The following is an 18901-nucleotide window of genomic DNA, read 5'->3' as shown; positions in this document are numbered from 1 at the left end:
TTGGCGCATCCCTAATATTTTGGGTGCGTCAACCCCAGTCGTCGCTAAATCACCGTCATGCCTAGTTCGCTCCGCTAGCTTGGAGCGAGTAGAAGACGACAACCCTCGGCCACTCTCCGAACTCGTTCACCTCCCCGGCAGCGTAGTTGAGGCCGAGAATGTCGAGATCTCCAGTAGCGCGTAGCGCATCGATTGAATCAGCAACATGGCGCAGTAACGCGGCCACGTCCCCCTGTCCCTCCCCAAGAGGAAGGCCGAGCGAATAATAGTTGCACAACCAGCTCTTGGCAGGCACACCTGAGGTGCTCATTCTGAGCCCTTTCTCAATGCCGTAGCAGTCAAAATACTTGCAGTCGTCGGGAATGAGGCCAGTGGGATCGCTCAGAGTGACAGGGGTGTTGTTGGCATAGGAGTACCCATTCCACTGCTGGGGTTGGCCGACGTCCTGCAATGGATCGACAGATAGAAACCGGCCAGAAACAGGCTAGTAGGCACGGGCACCAACAATGGCGCACCCTGCAGGACTCACCGGCTTGTTGAGGAATCCTCGGTTATCAGGGGTGGCGACAGTTGTTCCTCGGGCCGTGCCGTAAGGGCTGTACTGCCGCCAGGTGGGATTTTGGGCGGTGTTGTTGAGGTAGAGCGTTGGGGTGCCCTGATGGTCGGCGCCGGCGAATGTGTAGGCGGTGCCGCTGCCGGAGCGAATACCGCTGCCGCCGCCGGGCAGGTTGTAGTAGCGGTTTCCGTCGATGACGTTGGTGGTCGTGTTGAGGTACGACCCTCCGAGAGCGCCCTCGGTGGCGGGGATGGTGACTGTCTGCCCGAGGCTGTTGCCGAAGACGTTGAACGCCTTCTGCTGACTGGAATATGCCTGCCCGCCCCGGTAGGCGGTGGTGGTCAGTTTGCCGATGGCGTTGGTGACACCGGCGACGGCGTTGCTGTTGTCGTAGGCCCAGGCCGCGCGTTGGTTCGCCGACGACTGATTGGTCACGGTGGCAGCGTACTCACCGGTTTTGCGGTCGAGGGCGTCGTAGGTGAACGAGAGCGTCTTATTGCGGCCGTCGGTGGGCTGGACGAGCTTGCCGTTGGCGTCGTAGACCATGCTGCTGCTGCCGGCGTCGGGGTCGGACTTCGCCACCACCTGGCCGAGCAGGTTGTACGTCGAAGTCCAGACGTTGTTCTCCGCGTCGGTCAGCGTCGACTGGTTGCCGCGGTTGTCGTAGCCGTACCTGCTGACCATGGCAGTGCCGCCGGTGACGGTGAAGTCACCGGTGAAGGTGTCCGCCGGAGTGCTGACCGTCGGGCGGACGCTGTACTCGTGCAGCTCCTTGTTCCGGCCCAACGGGTCCGTGACAGTCGCCTTGACCGCACCGCCGGCGGGCGGGACGACCGTGGTGCGCCCTGGTCCAGCCCCGGGTGTCGTACAACATGTCGGTGATCATCCGTCCGCCCTGCGGGGTGACCGCCTGGGTCTGCCGGCTGCGCAGCAGGGCGTCGTAGAAGGTGACCGACGTCTGGTAGCCGCCGTGACGGCGGTCTTCGAGACCGTGAAGCCGCGGCGTCAGCATGGAGGTCGCCTCCGGCTTCGCCACCGCCGCTGACAAGCGCGTGATCGACTACACCGGGGACGGCCGGTCGGACGTACTCGCCCAAATCGGCGACGAGCTGCAATAGTCCCCTCCCCCGCTCGGTGCGGTGATGATCGCCTCTGGCCGCCGCCGGGACGTGGACGGAGGTGCTCAACATCGACGCCCACCACTACGGCGGGTCGGGGGTGGAGAACCTGGGTGAGGTGCACGCGCAGGACGTGCCGTGGCACGGGATGGCGGCGTCGGTGGCGCTGCGGGTGCCCCCGCTGGGCGTGCTCTGGCTGCGCAGGAGCTGAGCCGGGGATTCAGCTGCGGGCCGGTTCACACCTTCCATCAGCCCTCGCAGACGTTCCTCCGCGCGGCTCACGGGCTTCTTCGCCTCCTGGCGGCGCAGCCGGGCGTAGTACCGCGGCACACCCAGCACGGTCCGCAGCAGCGCGTACCAGATCAGGCAGAGCAGGAACAGGACCAGGGCGTTCCGCACCAGGTACAACATCTGGAGGGCAAGGGGCCAGACGCGCCACGCGGGACGCCCGTATCGGCAGTCGGAATTGTTCTTCCCGTAGCACGCCTCCCGGAGCTCGACGGGCTTGCCGCGATCGGCCGGGGTGACGATCGAGTGCGCCAACACGGTGTCGACCTCGCGGCCGTCGTGGGTCCGGATCGTCACCTCGCAGTGCCACCAGTAGCCCAGGCCGTCGCCGCCCACCGGACCGGCACGCTGGCAGTCCCGCACCGTGGCCTCGGCCGGGGTGGACTTCCCGTCCCCGGTGCCGGGATAGAAGCTCGCCACCGTGTCGACCACCAGTGTGGTGACGACGATGACGGCGACGGCGGCGACAGCCGTTGCGAAGTGCGTCAGCCTGCCCCAGAACGGCCCGCGTCGCTCGTAGGTGGCGATCTGCGCGCGCTGAATCTCCGTCATTTCGTCCGGCCCCGCACCACTCAACTGGACGCACTTCCCCCTTCGTGCCTCGTCGGGATCAGTTGGCCGGCGCGAGCGCCGGGCTTCCTGCGGGACGTCACCGACACCGGTGACCTGCGCGTGGTCAACCTCGACGGGGACACCGGCCGGCGGTCAGCCGAGGCCGGCGTCGTGGGCGAGGAGCGCCAACTGGGTGCGGTTGTCGAGGTCGAGCTTGGTCAGGATGTGCGAGACGTGGGTCTTCACGGTGGCCAGGGTCAGGTCGAGCGCGGCCGCCGTCTCGGCGTTGCTGCGGCCCTGACCGATCGCCGCCACGACGTCGCGCTCGCGCGGGCTGAGCGCGGCGAGGGTGGCCTTCGCCCGCCCGTACGCGCCGGCCTGGACGGCGACGCGGTCCATCAGCCGGCGGGTGACGCGCGGGGAGAGGATCGGCTCGCCGGCCGCGACCTGTCGGACCGCCTCGGCGATCCGGGCCGGCGGGGTGTCCTTGAGCAGGAAGCCGCTGGCCCCGGCCCGCAGCGCGTGCAGGATGTTCTCGTCGGTGTCGAAGGTGGTCAGCACGATGACCTCGGGCGGCCGTGGGCGGGCCCGCAGCCGGCGGGTGGCGGTGATCCCGTCGACGCGGGGCATGCGCAGGTCCATCAGCACCACGTCGGGGGCGTGCGCGTCGGCGGCGGCCGACACCTGGTCACCGTCGGCGGCCTCGCCGACCACCGCGATGCCCGGTGCGCCGTCGAGCATCATGGTCAGCCCGGCGCGGACGAGGGCGTCGTCGTCGACGACGAGCACGCGCACCGGCGGCGGGGTCACGCCGGCCATGGTATCGAGGCGTGCAACCGGAACTCGCCGCCGATCACCTGGTGGTCGAGCCGCCCGCCGGCCAGCTGCACCCGCTCGGTGAGCCCGACCAGCCCGGCGCCGTCTGACCCGCCGGGCGGCGTCGCGCGCGGCGGCGGCAGCGCGTTGCGGACGTCGATCTCCAGCCCCACACCGGGCCCGCCGCGCAGGGCGACCTGGACCGGCTGACCGGCGGCGTGCCGGCGGGCGTTGGTCAGCCCTTCTTGGATCACCCGGTACGCGGTGCGGGCCACCACCGGCGGCGCCTCGGCCGGCTCGTTGACCGCCTCGCGCAGCAGCACCTCCGTGCCGGCGTCGCGGGACTCCTCGACCAGGCGCGGCACGTCGGCCAGCACCGGCTGCGGTCGGCTGCCCTCCCCGTCGCCCGGGTCGTCGTCGCGCAGCAGCGAGATCACCTCGCGCAGCTCGTCGAGGGCCTGGTGCGCGCCGTCCCGGACCACCCCGGCGGCCTTGGACAACCGCTCGGGCGAGGAGTCCGGCCGGTACTCCATCGCCCCGGCGAAGGTGGCCAGCAGCGACAGGCGGTGGGCGAGGACATCGTGCATCTCCCGGGCGATCTTGCGGCGTTCCAGCATGCGCGCCTCGGCGACCCGGCGGCCCTGCTCGGCCTCGGCGCGACGGGCCCGGTCGCGCAGCGAGCGGATCAGCGCCTCGCGGGCCTGCGCCCACGCCCCCCAGCCGAGCAGCGCGCCGTAACCGACGGCGATCAGCGCCAGCCACCAGCCGTACGAGATGCCGTCGTTGGACCGCCAGACGCCCCGGACGGGGTGCCCGGCGATCCCGGCCACCGCCACCCGACCGCCACCGGGACGCGCCTGCGCCGGGCCACCTGCAGCGCGCCGATCGTGGCCGGTGGGGTGGCCGCCGGCGACACCGCCGCCAGCACGGTGAGCACGGCCGTGGCCGCGACCGGCCGCCACAGCATCAGCGGCATCGACAGCAGGCTCAGCGCGCCGGCCACCAGGTCGAGCGCGAGCAGCGGGCCGGCCGGGCGGCTGCCCCACCAGCCCACAAGCGTCACCGCGACGAGCACGCCGGACGAGCCCAGCAGCGTCGCCAGGGCGACGAGGCGGGGGCGGCGGTCGCAGTCGTCCGACCCGAGGGAGAAGCCGTTCACCCGGCGAGGCTAACCGTCGGACGCCGCTCACCGAGACCTACCAAAGATGGTGATGGGGTTCCTCTTCGGTGGGCGTCGGCGCGGCCGGCGGCCGGATGTGCGCGCCGACCCCGAACCGCGACGCTCGTCGGCATGACCAACGACAAGCGCCAGCCCGACCCGACCACGACCACCGACAGCCGCCAGCCCGATCCGACCCCGACCCCGACCCCGACCCCGACCACCGTACGGCGTACCCGTCGCGCGGTCACCGTCGCTGCGGGGGCGGCCTGCGCCCTGCTGCTCTGGGCCGTCAACGACCCCTGGGCCGGCATCGACCTGACCGTCCGCCAGGGCGACGCCACCCGGCACGTCGGCCCGGTCGCCGTGGTGGGGGCCGCGCTCGCCGCTGGCCTGGCCGCCTAGGCCCTGCTCGCGCTGCTGGAGCGGACGGTCCGCCGCCCGGCCCGGACGTTCCGGATCATCGCGCTGATCGTGCTGGTGCTCTCGCTGGCCGGCCCGCTGGGCAGCGGCGTCGGCACGAGCAGCCGGCTGGTGCTGCTCGGCATGCACCTGACCGTCGGCGCGGCGCTGATCATCGGACTGCCCGGCCGGCGACGCTGCCGGTAGTACCGGTAGGACCGACTCTTCTCCCCCGGGCCGCCGCGTTCCCGTCTTGTCGGTCGGTGCTGTAAGCGTCCCCTCGCGTTGATCGAATTCGGCCGTTCCACGCGTCGGCGCGACGCTCCGGCTGCCGACGCAATGGCACGGCCGGGCGGACCTCGGGTACGACAAGATCCAGGGCGGGCACCTCCCGCCTCGTGAAGCAACGGGAATGGCCGAGCCGGTCCTCGGCCTGGGCGCCGACGTGGTCGCGGAGTCCCCGTTGTGGCGGGTCCGCCGGCTGGTGGAGCTGGCCGTCTCCGGGGGTCGCCGTGCCGACCCCGACCCGGACCGGTACGCCTGGGCCTGGCTCGCCACGACCGCCCACCTCGCCGCCACCGAGCGGGAGCTGATCCACTCCTCCTGGGTCGCCCCGGGTTCGTTCGAGCTCTGACCAGGGATGACGGGCGTTGCGTGGCCACGGCCGGACGGGCCCGGGAGCGCGATGACGCGTCCCGGTCCCGGCGCAGCTCGGCTCAGAGGCGGGTGATCCGTACGGCGTCGGCGACGACGTACCCCGTTGTGCTGGTCCAGCGGCTGACCCCGACGACCTGGCGGGTGCCGGCGGCGAGGTCGTAGGTGCCCAGCACCCGCCACTGGCCGCCGCCGGTGCGCTGGTCGACCTTGGTCGTCACGGTGCCGTTGGCCGTCACCACCAGGTGCGGCGCGGCGCTGTTGTAGCCGGCGTCGGCCGGGTACCAGACCTCGACCCGGTACGAGCCGGCGGCGGGGAGCGTCGCGGTGAACCAGGCCGGGTCGCTGACCGCCTGCGGCTCGGCGAAGCGGTAGTTGGCCCCGTACCGGGTGGTGAGGTACGACGACGTGCCCCAGGTGGCGGCGGCGGTGAAGCCGCCGGCGGTGGCGTTGTCCACGATCACGCTGAACGCGCCGCCGGTGCCGGTGACCAGCCGCGCGTTGCTGGCCGCGCTCTCGGCGTGCAGCCGGTCCAGGCCGGTCACCAGGTAGCGGTAGGTCGAGCCGGCCGCGGCGGTGGCGTCGGTGAACGTGCCGGTGCTGCCCGAGGCGCGGACCGTGCCGAGCAGGTTGCGGGCGTCGGCCAGGTCGCAGGGGTCGACCGCGCCGTCACCGGACAGCCGGTAGACCGCGTACTGGGCGGTGCTCCCGGAGGTGCCACGCTGCCAGGTCAGGGTGACGCCGCCGGTGCCGCGTACCGCCGAGGTGAGGCTCGGCGCGGCCGGCGCGACGCCGCCCACCCCGGCCGGCGCGAGGGCCGGACGGCGGTAGTGGTCGTTCGCGACCCGGGTGACCGCACCGATCCGATCGGCGCGCACGTCCTTGGCGCTGAAGTGGATGTCGCCGGCGATCTGAGGGTAGGCCCGGTTGGCCGTCAGGTGGTCGCTCAGCTCGGCGGTGTCCTGCCAGGCCGCGTCCTGCCCGGACGCGCCGGCCCGGTAGGTGGCCTGCCCGACGAGGAGCTGCACGTTGGTGCCGGTGACGGTCTCCGACCACCAGCGGATCAGCTCCGCGTAGTCGGCCGAGGGGTGGCCGATGTGCCAGTAGATCTGCGGGGCGATGTAGTCGATCCAGCCCTGCTTGACCCAGCGGCGGGTGTCGGCGTAGATCGCGTCGTACGCCTGGAGGCCGGTGGTGCGCGAGCCGAGCGGGTCGGTGCCGGCGTTACGCCAGATGCCGAACGGGCTCACGCCGAGCTTCACCCACGGCTTGACCGCCTGGATCCGGTTGTGCATCTCCTGGACCAGCAGGTTGACGTTGTTGCGCCGCCAGTCACCGATGTTGCTGAAGCCGGCACCGTACTGGGCGAAGGTAGCCTGGTCGGGGAATCCCCCACCGCTGCCCGGGTACGGGTAGAAGTAGTCGTCCCAGTGCACGGCGTCGAGGTCGTAGCGGCTGACGGCGTCCATCATGGCGTCCTGCACGAAGGCGCGGACGGCGGGAATGCCAGGGTTGTAGTAGAGCTGGCCGTTGTAGGCGACGGCCCAGCCCGGGTTCTTGCGGGCCGGGTGGCTGGCCGTCAGCTTGGTGAGGTCGGTGTGGTTGGCGACCCGGTACGGGTTGAACCAGGCGTGGAACTCCAGGTTACGGGCGTGCGCCTCGGCCACCATGAAGGCCAGCGGGTCGTAACCGGGGTTGCCGCCCTGGGTGCCGGTGAGCCACTGCGACCAGGGCTCGTAGGTCGACGGCCAGAACGCGTCGGCGGTGGGGCGGATCTGCACCACGACGGCGTTCATCCGCCGCTGCTGGGCCAGGTCGAGCCAGCCCCGGTACTCCGCCTGCTGGGCGGCCGCGGTGAGCCCGGTGCGGCTGGGCCAGTCGATGTTGGCCACGCTGGCGATCCACATGCCCCGGAACTGCCGTTTCGGGGTGGCCGGATCGGTCACGCAGGCCACCTGGGCGGCCACCGGCACGGTGTCCGGCGTGGCGGGCGGGGAGGCGGTGGCGCCGGTGGGGACGGCCACGCCGAGCGCCAGCGCCACCGTCAGCGCCGCACCGGAAAGGAATCGACCATAGTCTCTACGCACGAAGAGAATGTTCGATGTTGCCGGGCCATCGCGCAAGTATCCTTCACAACTTTCACCGATCGGGGTCGCTCCGGCACTCTGCTGCCCGGCCCGACCCAGACCGGGGTGACCCACGGAGGCGTCCGCGAACGCGGCTTCGATATGCGCGGTGCGTATACCGGCCCCGCACGGAGCGGATTTGAATGGGTAGGCTCGACAAGCCGAGACGGACGCAGCCACCCGCGAATGGCGAGGTTTCCCGTGCCACACCCCAACTGCCCCCGATGCGGCGGCCAGCTGGCCCGCGACAACAACAGTGGACGGTGTGCCCCCTGCCAAGCCGCCGAGCGGGACCGACTGAGCCGACCACCGGCGGTTCCAGCCACCTTCTGGGAACACCAGCCGGTACGACGGGCCCTGGCCGAGCGACACCTCGGGCGGGTGATCCGGGCATACCGCTGCCACCCCTACCACGGGCGCAACCCGTTGCCCCAGAGCACGGTCGCGGCATGGCTGGGTATCACCCAGGCCCAGCTCAGCCGAATCGAGAATGGCTCACCGATCGTCCACCTGGACCGCCTCACTCACTGGGCGCAGGTGCTCCGCATCCCCGGCGAGCACCTGTGGTTCGCGCTTCCTGGGACGAACAGCAGGGCAAGAAGCGGCCTGCCGCCCGTACCTGCTCAGGATCAGCCTTTCTCGGAGTCTCCCGATGCGGGCCGGCGGGCGCTGCTTGCCGGCATCGCGGCCGTAGCCGCGGGGGCCGGGCTGATCGCGGCGACGGGCGTCACCCCACCTCGTCGCATCGGCACCAGGGATCTCGCTCGCCTCAACGCCGTTCTGGAGCTGTACCGGTCAGTGGACTACGAGAGCGGAGGCGGCCTGCTGTATCGGGAGGTGGCTCACTTCGCGGAGTCGGTGTACGGGATGCTCGACTGGTCGCACACGCAAGCGTTGACCGCCAGCCTCGTCTCGTCGGTGGCGGCAGCCCGGCAACTGGCCGGTTGGACGGCTCTCGACGCGGGCAAGCACAGCGACGCCCACCGTCACTTCGCCGCAGCCGAACGAGCCGCCCTCGCTGCGGACGACGCCCCGCTGGCCGCCAGGATCCGCTATTCCCAGGCCAAGCAGCTACAGCATCTCCGCCACAACCGGGACGCGCTGACGACGTTGCAGCTTGCCCGCGCCCACGTCGGGATACAGGCCACACCGGCGGTCAACGCTCTGCTTCTGGGCGCGGAGGCCGCCTCGCTCGCCGCGCTCGGCGATCACCGGGAGGCGGTGAGCACCCTCGGCAGGGCCAGCGACGAGTTCGACCGCATCGACGGTGCCCACGAACCCGAGTGGATGAGCTTCTACGACCGTGGCGAGTTGCTCGCCCAGTACGGCCGCGTCTACCGAGACCTGGCACGCCGGGACGAGAAGCACGCGCCTGAGGCAGTGCGCTGGGTGGAAAGTGCCATCGCTGCCTTCGGCCCGGGCAACGTCCGCAGCACGCTGCTCAACGAGGTCGGCCTGTGCAGTGCGCTGTTCCTCGCCGATCAGCCCGAGCAGGCGCTGACGGTCGGCACCCGCGTCCTGCACCAGGCCCGAGCCATGAATTCACGGCGGGTGATCGACCGGGTCGGCAACCTGCGACGCGATCTGGCGCGGCACCGCAAGCTGCCCGCAGTCGCCGAGTTCGAGCACAGCCTGAGCCTGGCGACGATCCACCCGACAGCGGGCTGAGCGTGGCTGACGCAGGGCGGTTCACCGAGCAGACAATGACAGCGGCCATGCACCAGGTTGCCGCCGGTCTGGGAGTGTCCGCCGGGGATGCGCGACTGCTACACCTGACGAACAACGCCGTCTTCGCGCTGCCCAGCGCCGCGATCGTCATCCGTATCGCCCGCACCCACCGGCTGCATGACCGGGTGAGCAAGGTTGTCCGGCTCGCGCAGTGGTTCGCTCACGTCGACGCGCCGGCCATCCGGCTGGCGGCGGATGTCGAACAGCCAGTACAGGTCGGCCGCCTGCTGGCCTCCGTCTGGAAGTACGTCCCGCCGACCTCGCCAGCACCGACAGCCGAAGACCTCGGTCGAGCCCTACGGGAGTTCCACACGCCCAGCGTTCCGCCCTTTCCGCTGCCGGTATGGGATCCGGTCGGCGACGCGCGCCGGCGGCTGGACGAGGCCGAAGGACTCGGAGATCACGCTCGCGGCTTCCTGGTGGGCTGGTGCGACCGGCTGGAACCCCGGCTGGCTGCGCTGCGCTGCGCCACGGAGGGACAACTGATCCACGGGGACGCCCACGTCGGCAACCTGCTCCGCGAGCCGTCAGGTCGGGTTGTGCTGTGTGACTTCGATGCGACGTGCGTCGGACCTCGGCAGGTCGACCTGGTAGCAGTCGCTGTCGGCGAGGCCCGGTTCGGTGGCGACGGCTCGTACCGATCGTTGGTGGACAGCTATGGATGCGACGTCACCACCGACCCGAACTGGTCCCTGCTGCGGGAGACTCGCGAGCTGAAGATGATCGCGGCGGCCGTTCCGCTCCTCGCGAGTTCCGCCAACATCGTCCACGAGTTCACCACCCGGCTTCAGTCCGTGATGGAAGGCGATCACCAGGCACGCTGGACGCCGTTCGCCAAGCTGATCAGTGGAAAACTGCCGTCACCGGCACGGGCCCGATCGGCGGTCAGCAGCAAAGCGCTTCTCTCGGTCGAGCTGCCCGATCAACGCCCGACGAGAGGCTGAGACGGCCCGGTTGTCCTGGCCGCCGCAGAGCGTGTGCCCGCCGCCCCAGCCCGCCTCAACTCGACGTGACCGATGGCGCGGGATTCCCTCCACGACCCATCTTGCAAAGGATCAACACGGTGGACACCACCGCCGATATCCACACGGTCAGCCGAACCGGCTGCGCCATCAGGCTTTCCGTCGGCGGAGGCAGGATCACCATCTGCAGTGCGGCGCCGGCAGGAACCAGGAGGGCTGCAAGTATCCCGGCCAGACAGGGTGGGCGAGTCAAGGCGCCTGCGGCCCCGAGCGCAGGGCCGAGCAGAACGCTGCCGATCAGCCAGTACTGGGTCGCCATGCCCCACCACACGTCGCCGTCGATGACTGCGTCCGCGCCGTAGTAGGCGGCGGTGGCGAACACCAGGGCAAGCCCTCCGGCAACCGCGCCACGCAGCATGCCCGTGGCAGGGCGTGAGTCCCGGCCCGACAGCCAGCCCGCAAGCACAGCCACTGCGGCCCACGCCCATCCGGCGTCGAGAATCAAACTGGCGAACTCTGCGGCCTGCGACCAGCCACCACGCTCCGCGCGCGCAGTGCCGACCTCGCCGAGCCAGACCGGCACATGATTCACAATCGAGTCGATGGCCCCCAGCGCCAACCCCATGAGCGGCCCGGCCACCACCCGCCACATACGATCAAGCCTCGGCGTCATGGGCGATGATTGTGACGGACCAGCCAGCTGTACCGTCAGACCAGGCCGGCGTCGCGCAGCAGCTTCCACAGCCCCGCGCCGTCGGGGGCGGAGAGCCACTTCTGCCCCACCGGCCCGGACGACGACGAGCCCGCCGGGGCGGGCAGGCTGCCGGCCAGCACCGACTGGGTGGGCGAGAGGCGGCGGATCGCTACCCCGGCCACGTTGTCCGGGTGGCCGGCGGCGAACTCCCGGTAGATCTCCGGGTCGTGCTGGCCGTCGTCACCGATCAGCAGCCAGCGCACGTCGGGGAACTCCCGGGACAGCCGTTCCAGGGTGGCCCGCTTGTGCTCCCGCCCGCTGCGGAACCACCGGTCGGCCGTCGGCCCCCAGTCGGTGAGCAGCAGCGGCCCGGCCGGGTAGAGGTGCCGGGACAGGAACCGGGTCAGCGTCGGCGCGACGTTCCACGCGCCGGTGGAAAGGTAGAAGACCGGGGCACCTGGGTGGGCGGTGACCAGCCGCTCGTAGAGCACCGCCATCCCGGGCACGGCGTTGCGGGCGTGCTCGTCGAGGACGAAGGTGTTCCACGCGGCCAGCAGCGGCCGGGGCAGGGCGGTCACCATGACCGTGTCGTCGATGTCGGAGAGGATGCCGAACCGGACGTTCGGGTCGAGAACCCGGATCAGCGCCTGCACCGGCTCGGCGTCGGCGACGCTCAGCCGCACCGACGCCCAACCGGGCGTCAGATCGGCCTCGACCACGGTGTCGACGAAGCCGCTGCGGTCGGCCTTCGCCTCGTGCGTCACCCCGCCGGCCTCGATGGTGACCGTCACATGCTTGGCCGGCAGGGTGGCGAAGCTGCGCCAGCCGCGCACCTTGTCCAGGCGCTGCCCGGCGCGGGTGTCGGGGCGGCCGAGGAGCACCCGGCAGAGCACCCGCGCCCAGCCCGGGGCGCCGTACCCGGCGTACGCGATGATGTTGGTCTGCCAGCCGGTGCGTCGTAGCCGGCGCTCCGCGAGCTTGTGCAGCGCGTCCTCGATCCGCGCGGCGCGGTGCAACTGCGGAACGGCCAGTTCGCCGGCGGGTGTCGGTGGCACGCTGCAACCCTGCCACACGTCGGCGACAACGGCCACGCGAGGCGGAGCCGGGGCCGGCTTCCCCGATTCGCCACGACCGGTACCGCGCCCGTGACACACTCCGGTCGGAACGACGACGGAGGCGTTGGTCGTGTCGACACGTGTGCGGCTCCATCGGCGGTGGCAACCGGCGCTCGACCGGCCGGCGCTGGCCGCGCTGCTGCTCGGGCTGGCCGGGTTCGGCTACCGGCTGGTCCTCACGCTGCTCACCGTGCCCACGTCGAACAGCGACGAGGCGACCTTCGGGCTGGCGGCGCTGCACGTCGCCGCCGGCCGGGAACACCCCATCTTCCTGTACGGGCAGCGCTACATGGGGATGGCCGAGTCATACCTCGCGGCCCCCCTGGTGGCCGTCACCGGGCCGAGCTGGCCGGTGCTGCGGCTGCCGGTGCTGGCGCTCTGGGCGCTCTTCGTCTGGCTGATCTACCGGCTGACCCGCCGGATCTGCGCGCCGTGGCACGCCGTGCTGGTCGTGGGGCTGCTCGCGCTGGGCCCCGAGCGGGTGCTCCGGGACCAGTTGATGGCGGTGGGCGGGCGACCCGAGGTGAAACCGGCGGTGGTGCTGATCCTGCTGGTCGCCGTGGGGCTGGCCGACGGGCGGATCCGGGCCCGACGGCTCGCGGTGGGGGCGGCCGGGCTGCTGGCCGGGCTGGCCGTCTGGTCGGACTGGCTGATCGTGCCGTACCTCGCCGTGGCCGGGCTGCTGCTGGTCTGGGTCCTGCGCCGGGAACTGCTCGGCTGGTCCGGGGCGCTGCTGGTCGTCGGGTTCGTCGTCGGGGCGGCGCCGTTGATCGCCGACAATCTGCGCGCGCCGCCCGGGCAGGACTCGCTGTCGGTGCTGCGGCAGGTCAACGGGGCGACCGGCGCGACCCCGCCCCTGGTCGACCGGCTGCGCGGTGCGCTGCTGGAGGGGGTGCCGCTGGCCACCGGGCTCTGCCCGGCCGGCGGCTGCGCCCGCTGGCAGCAACTGTTCGGGCTGCTCTACCCGGTGCTGCTGGCCGCCGTCGCAGCGCTCGCGCTGGTCGCGTACCGGCGGGCCGCCGCCGCGCCGACCGCCGACCGGGTCGGGCCGGCCGCGCAGCTCGCCCTGGTCGCGGGTGCCGCCCTGACCCTGGCGGCGTACGTCCGCAGCCCGCTGGCCGCCACCGACCCGCTGAACAACGCCCGCTACCTGTCGGTGCTCCAGCTCTCACTGCCGGTGGTGCTCTGGCCGCTGTGGCTGGCGGCGGTCCGCGTCCGGCGGGGCTCCGTGGGGGTGGCCGGCAGGCTGGCCGGCGCGTCCGCCAGCGCCGTGCTGGCCGGGCTGGCCGCCACCGCGATGATCGCCACCGACCTCTTCGTCGCCGGCCTCGGCCCGGTGCGCGCCGAGGAGCGGCGGGCCCGGGACCTGGCCGACACGGTCCGTCGGGCGGGGCTGCGGGCGGTGTACGGCGAGTACTGGACCTGCAACCGGCTGGTCTTCAACACCGCCGAGGCGGTGGCCTGCGGGGTGCTCGACGGCGAGCTGACGCCGGGGCAGAACCGGTACCGGCCGTACTGGCGGCAGGTGGAGCAGGCCGAGCGGCCCGGGTACGTGCTGGTGGCCGACGGCCCCCCCGACCGGCGGATGCGGGAGCTGCTGGGCGCGCGCGCCGGCCCGGCCCTGATCGCCGAGGTCGGCGGCTATCGCGTGTACCACCCGGAGACAGCCGTGCGGCCGTGGCGCTGAGCTGAGGTCGTACGCTGACCGGACCGGCTCGCGCCGGCACGCCGGCGTACCGAGGAGTCGTACCGAGATGCTGATCCTGTTGCCGCCCTCGGAGGGGAAGGCCGACGCCGGCACGGGCCGGCGGCTGGACCTGGCCCGGCTCTCCCTGCCCGAGCTGACCCCCGCCCGCGCGGAGGTGCTGGCGGCGCTGGTCGGGCTCTGCGCCGGGCCGGACGAGGCGGTGGCCCTGGCCGCGCTGGGGCTGACCCCGGGGTTGGCCGGCGAGCTGCGCCGCAACGCCCGGCTGGAGCGGGCGGCCACCACCGAGGCGGGCCGGGTCTACACCGGCGTGCTTTACGAGGCCCTGGACCTGGTGACACTCCCGCCGGCGGCGCAACGGGCGGCCCGCCGGTCGGTGCTGGTCAGCTCCGGGCTGTGGGGAGCGGTGCGGCTCACCGACCGCATCCCGCCGTACCGCTGCCCGATCGGGGCCCGGCTGCCCGGGGTGGGTGCACTGTCGGCGTACTGGCGGCGGGCATTGGCCCCGGCGATGGAGTCGGCGGCCGGCGGCGGCGCGGTGCTGGACCTGCGCTCGGGCGCGTACGCGGCGACCTGGGCGCCACGCGGGGAGCTGGCCGAACGCACGGTGACGGTGCGGGTGCTGCACGAGCGGGACACCCCGGACGGGCCGGTCCGCTCGGTGGTCAGCCACTTCAACAAGGCGACCAAGGGGCGGCTGGTGCGCGAACTGCTCACCGCCGGCGCTCTTCCGCGCCGCGCCGGCGAGCTGGTGACCGCGCTGCGGGACCTGAAGTACCCCGTCGTGGAGCACCCGGCGACGGCCGGCCGCCCTCGATCGGTGGACATCGTGGTGACGCAGCTGTAGCACAGAGCGCACGGGAGGGCCCGACTGACCGCGGTTGTCGCAAGATTTCCTCAAGGCTGGTGGCCACGGGTACCACGGGGCCGCCCGGCGGGCCACGGTATGGGGACCCGACGCCGACAAGGAGACTGTGGTGGCCCCCGAACCCACGCTGCTCGACCGGCCTCGCCTGCCCGCGGCCCCGCCCCCGCTGGACTGGCTGACCCTCACCGACGCGTTCGAGGTGGCCTGCCTGCTGCGCTGCACCAGCGCGCCCGCCGGACCGGCCGGGGCCGGCCGCCACACCGTGGCCCCCGCTCACATCGGCCCGGCCGCCGAGTTCAACCGGGAGGACGCCGCGCACCGGATGCGCCAGATCCTCGCCCGGCTGGAGATCCCGGTCGTCCACGAGGTCACCACCGGCGGCCTGCGCCGCCGCTACGAGCTGCACCGGCTCCAGGTGCCCCGCGAGTACCGGGCGACGTACGCGACCCTGGTGGAGGCGGGCTGGCGGCAGGGCCGCCGGGAGCTGCTCGGCGGGCTCGTCCCGGGCGCCACCACGGCCCGTCGGGTGTGGCGTCCCCGGCTGGCCGCCGCGGCCTGGCGGGCGGCCCTGCTGGCCGGCGGACGGCACGTGCGCCGGCACATCCTCGGGATCCGGCTGACCGATCGGGAGCTGGCCGCCGTGCTCGTCCGCGGCGCGGCCCTGCTGGAGGTGCCCGCCCTGCTCCGGCCCGGCGCGGGCTGTTTCGTCGTGAGCGTGGCCGGCGGCCCGGACCGGGACCGCATCCTGCACCGCGTCACCCTGGACGCCGCGACCGGCCCGGGGGTGACGGTGCTCGGCTGACCCCCGCCCGGCCGATGGGCTAGCGCCGGAAGCGGTCCACCGCCCGGCCGATGGGCTTACGCCGGAAGCGGTCCACCGCCCGGCCGATGGGCTTACGCCGGAAGCGGTCCACCGCCCGGCCGATGGGCTTGCGCCGGAAGCGGTCCACCGCGCAGAGTGCACCGGGTGAACCGTAGCTGGTCTGTGCCTCCGCGCGCCGCCGGCGTGGCGGTGCTGCTGATGGTTCTGGTGACGGCGGGGTCCGGACTCGCCGGCTGCCGGGACTCGCCGGCCGAGCCGATCCCGATCCGGATCGCCACCGGCAGCCCCACCGCCGTCTACCACGCCTTCGGCCAGTCCCTGGCCGCCATCCTCAACCGGGAGCTGCCCGGGGTTCGGGCGAGCGTGGAGGTCACCGCCGCCTCGGCGGAGAACATGCGGCTGGTCGGCACGGCCGAGGCCGAGCTGGGCTTCACCCAGGCCGACGTCCTCCCCACCGTCCGGGATGAGCACCCGCGCGTGCTGGCGGTGGCCCGCGTCTACGACGATTTGCTGCACCTGGTCACCGCGACCGACGGCCCGATCCGCTCGGTGGCCGATCTGCGCGGCCGGCGCGTCTCCGTCGGCGCGCCCGGCTCCGGCACCGAGGTCACCGCCACCCGGCTGCTGGAGGTCGCCCAGCTCGGCGGCACCGCGGTACGCCGGCAGCGGCTGGGGCTGGACGACTCGGTCGCCGCGCTGCGTGCCGGGCGGATCGACGCCTTCTTCTTCTCCGGCGGCCTCCCGGTGCGCGGCGTGCAGGAGCTCACCTCCGCCGGCACCAGCCGGATCGTCGACCTGGGCGAGTGGACGGAGCCGCTGCGCCGCAGTTACCGGGAGGTCTACGTGTCCCGGGACATCCCGCGCTCGGTGTACGGGGTCGAACCGGTGACCACCGTGGCGAACCCGAACTACCTGATCGTCCGGGCCGACCTGTCGGAACCGCTGGTCCGGGAGGTGACCCGGCTGCTGATGGAACGCCGCACCGAGCTGGCCGCGGCGCATCCCGCGGCCGGCCGGATGAGTCCCCGTTCGGCGATCGTCACCGCCCCGCTGCCGCTGCATCCCGGGGCCGCCGACTGGTACCGGTCGAACAAGTCATGACCGGTCAGCCGGCCGCCGCCGCCACCGGCCCGCCGCCCGGCACCGCGTCGACGCCCGGGAACCAGAGGCCAGCGGCCAGGCCTCGCGGCTGCGCCGGACGCATGGTGAGCCGGCCGTCGGAGGCATCGACGAGGACCGCGACGATGGTCAGTCCGAGCCCGGCGCCGTCGACGTTCTGCACCTCGGGGGCCCGCCAGAACCGCTCGGTCGCCCGGTCGAGCTGATCGAGGGTCATGCCGGGGCCGGTGTCCCGCACCTCCAGGGCCACCCCGCCGTCGGCCGGTCGGACGCTCACCGTCACCTCCCCGCCCGCGCCGCTGAACTTCACCGCGTTGTCGATCAGCGCGTCCAGCGCCTGGTCCACCGCGGTCGGCACGGTCCGGGCGTACACCGGGCCCTCGGCCGGAGCCAGGCGGAGGGCGACCGATCGGCGCCGGGCCAACGGCTGCCAGGCGGTGACCCGGGACGCGGCGACCGCCGCGGCGTCCACGGTGACCCGCTGGTTCTCCTCGCGTTCCGCGCGGGCCAGGGTGAGCAGGGCATCCAGCAGCAGGGCCAGCCGGTCGGTCTCCTCCAGCGCCAACTGATGCTCGGCCCGCCCCTGCGGGTCGGTGAGACTCGGCCCCAGCTCCTCCACCCGCAGCCGCAGCGCGGTCAGCGGGTTGCGCAGTTGGTGGCTCGCGTGCGCGACGAAGGCCCGCTGCCGGTCCATCACGTCCGACACCACGTCGGCCATGTTGTTGAAGCTGGCCGCCAGGCGGCGCAGCTCCGGCGGGCCCAGCCGGTGCTGCACCCGGGCACCCCGGTCTCCCTCGGCGATCTCGTGGGTGACCGCGTCCAGCTCGGTGACCGGGCGCAGCACCCAGCCGGCCAACCCGAACGCGGTCAGGAAGCAGGCCAGCACCGCGAAGATGCCGATCGCCACGAGCAGCAGCCACCACGCGGTGACGGTCCGCCGGACCCCGTCCGCCGGGGTGGCGATGAGCACCGCCCCGAGCACCTCGCCGCCGTCGTTGATCGGCACCGCCACCACGATCGACCCCTCCGTCCAGGGCCACACCGAGTCCGGGGCGCTGAACTGCTGCCCGGACAGCGCGTTGTCCAGCGCTGCCTCGGTGCCCGGGCCGCTGCGCCAGCTACCCGAGGCCACCACCGTGTGCCCGTCCCGGTCGACCACGGCCGCGCCGATGCCGTACAGCTCGTCGTAGCTGCTCAGCTCGCCGCCGATCGGGCCGGGGACGCCGCCGCGCAACGCCGGCCCGGCCAGCGAGGCGAACCGGGTGGCGTCGGCGAGCCGGTCGGCGCGTACGTCACCGGTCTCCCGGCTGGCCAGGGTCGCCGCGAGCGGGGTCTCCAGCGCCATGAGCACCAGCACCATCAGCAGCAGATAGCTGATGACCAGCCGACGCCGCACGGTCCCTCATTCCCCGCGCAGCCGGTAGCCGACCCCGCGGATCGTCTCCACCAGCCGGGAGTCGCCCAACTTCCCGCGCAGCGACCCGACGTGCACCTCGACGGTGTGCCGGTCCGCCCAGGTGGTGCCCCAGACGTCGAGCAGAATCCGGTCCCGGGGCACCGCCACCCCGAGCTGCCGGGCCAGCGAGAGCAGGATGTCGAACTCCTTGCGGGTGAGGGTGACCTCCCGGCCGTCAACGGTCACCGTCCGCGCCGCGACGTCGACGCGGACCGGGCCGGCCTCGATCACGTCCCGCTCCGGGGCCGCGTGCGACGCCCGGCGCAGCACCGCCTCGATCCGGGCCTGCAGCTCGACCATCGAGAACGGCTTCACCACGTAGTCGTCGGCGCCCAGCCGCAGGCCGAGGACCCGGTCGCGCTCCTCGCCGCGGGCGGTGACCGCGATGATGCCAAGCTGCGCGCTGCGCCTGCGCAGCGCCCGGCACAGGTCGGTGCCGTCGCCGTCGGGCAGGGTCAGGTCGAGCAGCACGAGGTCGCAGGGGGCGGCGGACAGCGCCGCCGCGACGGTGGCGGCGTGCTCCACCTCGTAGCCGCGGCGGGTCAGGGCGGACAACAGGGCGCCGGCGACCCGTCGGTCGTCCTCGACCAGCAGGATGCGCACCCCGAACCCCCGCTTCTCGTTTCTGGACGGTGGAATGGTCGCAGAAGCGTCGCCCGGGCGGGAGGGCCGCCCGGCCAGACCCTTTCCGTCGTTACGCCGGGCACCCGGTGGCCGGTCCCGAGCCCGGTGGATGTCCCGGCCGCCGACGCGGTGGCGG

Annotated in this window: 18 protein-coding genes and 3 pseudogenes; 9 read left to right on the top strand and 12 right to left on the bottom strand. The window is 72.8% G+C overall.

The genetic code is table 11. The annotated features are described in order from the left end of the window. Positions 1–61 precede the first annotated feature (61 nt). The gene (locus SNR22_RS22650) at positions 62–451 is read right to left on the bottom strand and encodes a hypothetical protein (RefSeq protein ID WP_320068647.1); all 390 of its coding nucleotides are present in this window, start codon (positions 449–451) and stop codon (positions 62–64) included. Positions 452–484: 33 nt separating this feature from the next. Continuing rightward, positions 485–1342, bottom strand: a complete 858-nt coding sequence (locus SNR22_RS22645) for a hypothetical protein (RefSeq protein WP_320068646.1) — start codon at positions 1340–1342, stop codon at positions 485–487. A 366-nt stretch (positions 1343–1708) separates the two neighbouring features. Between SNR22_RS22645 and SNR22_RS29460 the strand changes: the two are divergent. After that, positions 1709–1885, top strand: a pseudogene (locus SNR22_RS29460) (alpha amylase C-terminal domain-containing protein); the annotation flags it as partial. A gap of 161 nt (positions 1886–2046) precedes the next feature. Here the strand turns inward: SNR22_RS29460 and SNR22_RS29455 are convergent. From SNR22_RS29455 to SNR22_RS22625, 4 genes and pseudogenes are all read right to left on the bottom strand, one after another. Continuing rightward, positions 2047–2514: pseudogene (locus SNR22_RS29455) on the bottom strand (DUF6346 domain-containing protein); the annotation flags it as partial. 153 nt (positions 2515–2667) lie between these two features. After that, positions 2668–3333 carry a response regulator transcription factor gene (locus SNR22_RS22635; RefSeq protein ID WP_320068644.1) on the bottom strand — a complete coding sequence of 222 codons (666 nt, stop codon included), beginning with the start codon at positions 3331–3333 and terminating at the stop codon, positions 2668–2670. Beyond that, a complete protein-coding gene (locus SNR22_RS22630; RefSeq protein WP_320068643.1) occupies positions 3321–4160 on the bottom strand; it encodes a sensor histidine kinase in 840 nt (279 codons plus the stop codon). Before SNR22_RS22630 ends, SNR22_RS22635 begins: the two co-directional genes overlap by 13 nt. Beyond that, complete coding sequence (locus tag SNR22_RS22625; protein ID WP_320068642.1) at positions 4079–4489, bottom strand: hypothetical protein; 411 nt, start codon at positions 4487–4489, stop codon at positions 4079–4081. Before SNR22_RS22625 ends, SNR22_RS22630 begins: the two co-directional genes overlap by 82 nt. Before the next feature lie 132 nt (positions 4490–4621). On the opposite strand from SNR22_RS22625, the pseudogene SNR22_RS22620 reads away from it, so the two are divergent. Together SNR22_RS22620 and SNR22_RS22615 are read left to right on the top strand one after the other, a co-directional pair. Beyond that, positions 4622–5098: pseudogene (locus SNR22_RS22620) on the top strand (DUF6069 family protein). 205 nt (positions 5099–5303) lie between these two features. Beyond that, the gene (locus SNR22_RS22615) at positions 5304–5525 is read left to right on the top strand and encodes a hypothetical protein (protein WP_320068641.1); all 222 of its coding nucleotides are present in this window, start codon (positions 5304–5306) and stop codon (positions 5523–5525) included. Positions 5526–5607: 82 nt separating this feature from the next. Here SNR22_RS22615 and SNR22_RS22610 read toward each other — a convergent pair whose 3' ends face one another. Further along, positions 5608–7632, bottom strand: coding sequence for a family 10 glycosylhydrolase (locus tag SNR22_RS22610; protein ID WP_320068640.1), 2025 nt, complete (start codon positions 7630–7632; stop codon positions 5608–5610). Positions 7633–8052: 420 nt separating this feature from the next. Here SNR22_RS22610 and SNR22_RS22605 point away from each other — a divergent pair, with 420 nt between their 5' ends. Both SNR22_RS22605 and SNR22_RS22600 read left to right on the top strand, forming a co-directional pair. Then, the gene (locus SNR22_RS22605; RefSeq protein WP_320068639.1) at positions 8053–9339 is read left to right on the top strand and encodes a helix-turn-helix transcriptional regulator; all 1287 of its coding nucleotides are present in this window, start codon (positions 8053–8055) and stop codon (positions 9337–9339) included. Continuing rightward, positions 9336–10343 carry an aminoglycoside phosphotransferase family protein gene (locus SNR22_RS22600; RefSeq protein WP_320068660.1) on the top strand — a complete coding sequence of 336 codons (1008 nt, stop codon included), beginning with the start codon at positions 9336–9338 and terminating at the stop codon, positions 10341–10343. Before SNR22_RS22605 ends, SNR22_RS22600 begins: the two co-directional genes overlap by 4 nt. Positions 10344–10398: 55 nt before the next feature. Here SNR22_RS22600 and SNR22_RS22595 read toward each other — a convergent pair whose 3' ends face one another. Then, positions 10399–11034, bottom strand: a complete 636-nt coding sequence (locus SNR22_RS22595; protein WP_320068638.1) for a DUF6518 family protein — start codon at positions 11032–11034, stop codon at positions 10399–10401. Between the two features lie 35 nt (positions 11035–11069). After that, positions 11070–12110 carry an App1 family protein gene (locus tag SNR22_RS22590; protein ID WP_320068637.1) on the bottom strand — a complete coding sequence of 347 codons (1041 nt, stop codon included), beginning with the start codon at positions 12108–12110 and terminating at the stop codon, positions 11070–11072. A 124-nt stretch (positions 12111–12234) separates the two neighbouring features. Here SNR22_RS22590 and SNR22_RS22585 point away from each other — a divergent pair, with 124 nt between their 5' ends. From SNR22_RS22585 to SNR22_RS22575, 3 genes are all read left to right on the top strand, one after another. Next, positions 12235–13857, top strand: a complete 1623-nt coding sequence (locus tag SNR22_RS22585) for a hypothetical protein (protein WP_320068636.1) — start codon at positions 12235–12237, stop codon at positions 13855–13857. A gap of 67 nt (positions 13858–13924) precedes the next feature. Continuing rightward, a complete protein-coding gene (gene yaaA, locus SNR22_RS22580; protein WP_320068635.1) occupies positions 13925–14722 on the top strand; it encodes a peroxide stress protein YaaA in 798 nt (265 codons plus the stop codon). 130 nt (positions 14723–14852) lie between these two features. Next, entirely contained in the window at positions 14853–15545 is a 693-nt protein-coding gene (locus tag SNR22_RS22575) for a hypothetical protein (protein WP_320068634.1), read from the top strand. A 19-nt stretch (positions 15546–15564) separates the two neighbouring features. On the opposite strand, the gene SNR22_RS22570 is transcribed toward SNR22_RS22575, so the two are convergent. After that, entirely contained in the window at positions 15565–15693 is a 129-nt protein-coding gene (locus SNR22_RS22570) for a hypothetical protein (protein WP_320068633.1), read from the bottom strand. Positions 15694–15710: 17 nt separating this feature from the next. On the opposite strand from SNR22_RS22570, the gene SNR22_RS22565 reads away from it, so the two are divergent. Next, entirely contained in the window at positions 15711–16667 is a 957-nt protein-coding gene (locus SNR22_RS22565; RefSeq protein ID WP_413775687.1) for a TAXI family TRAP transporter solute-binding subunit, read from the top strand. A gap of 4 nt (positions 16668–16671) precedes the next feature. Here the strand turns inward: SNR22_RS22565 and SNR22_RS22560 are convergent, their stop codons facing one another. Next, positions 16672–18081, bottom strand: coding sequence for a sensor histidine kinase (locus tag SNR22_RS22560; RefSeq protein WP_320068632.1), 1410 nt, complete (start codon positions 18079–18081; stop codon positions 16672–16674). 6 nt (positions 18082–18087) lie between these two features. Next, on the bottom strand, positions 18088–18744 hold the full coding sequence (locus SNR22_RS22555; RefSeq protein WP_320068631.1) for a response regulator transcription factor: 657 nt from the start codon (positions 18742–18744) through the stop codon (positions 18088–18090). Between the last annotated feature and the right edge of the window lie 157 nt (positions 18745–18901).

Origin of the sequence: Micromonospora sp. RTGN7, from assembly GCF_033804645.1 — a bacterium.
In the GTDB taxonomy this organism is placed as follows: Bacteria; Actinomycetota; Actinomycetes; order Mycobacteriales; family Micromonosporaceae; genus Micromonospora.
Note: the sequence above shows the minus strand (reverse complement) of the source record. Positions and strands in the feature narration are given on the sequence as shown.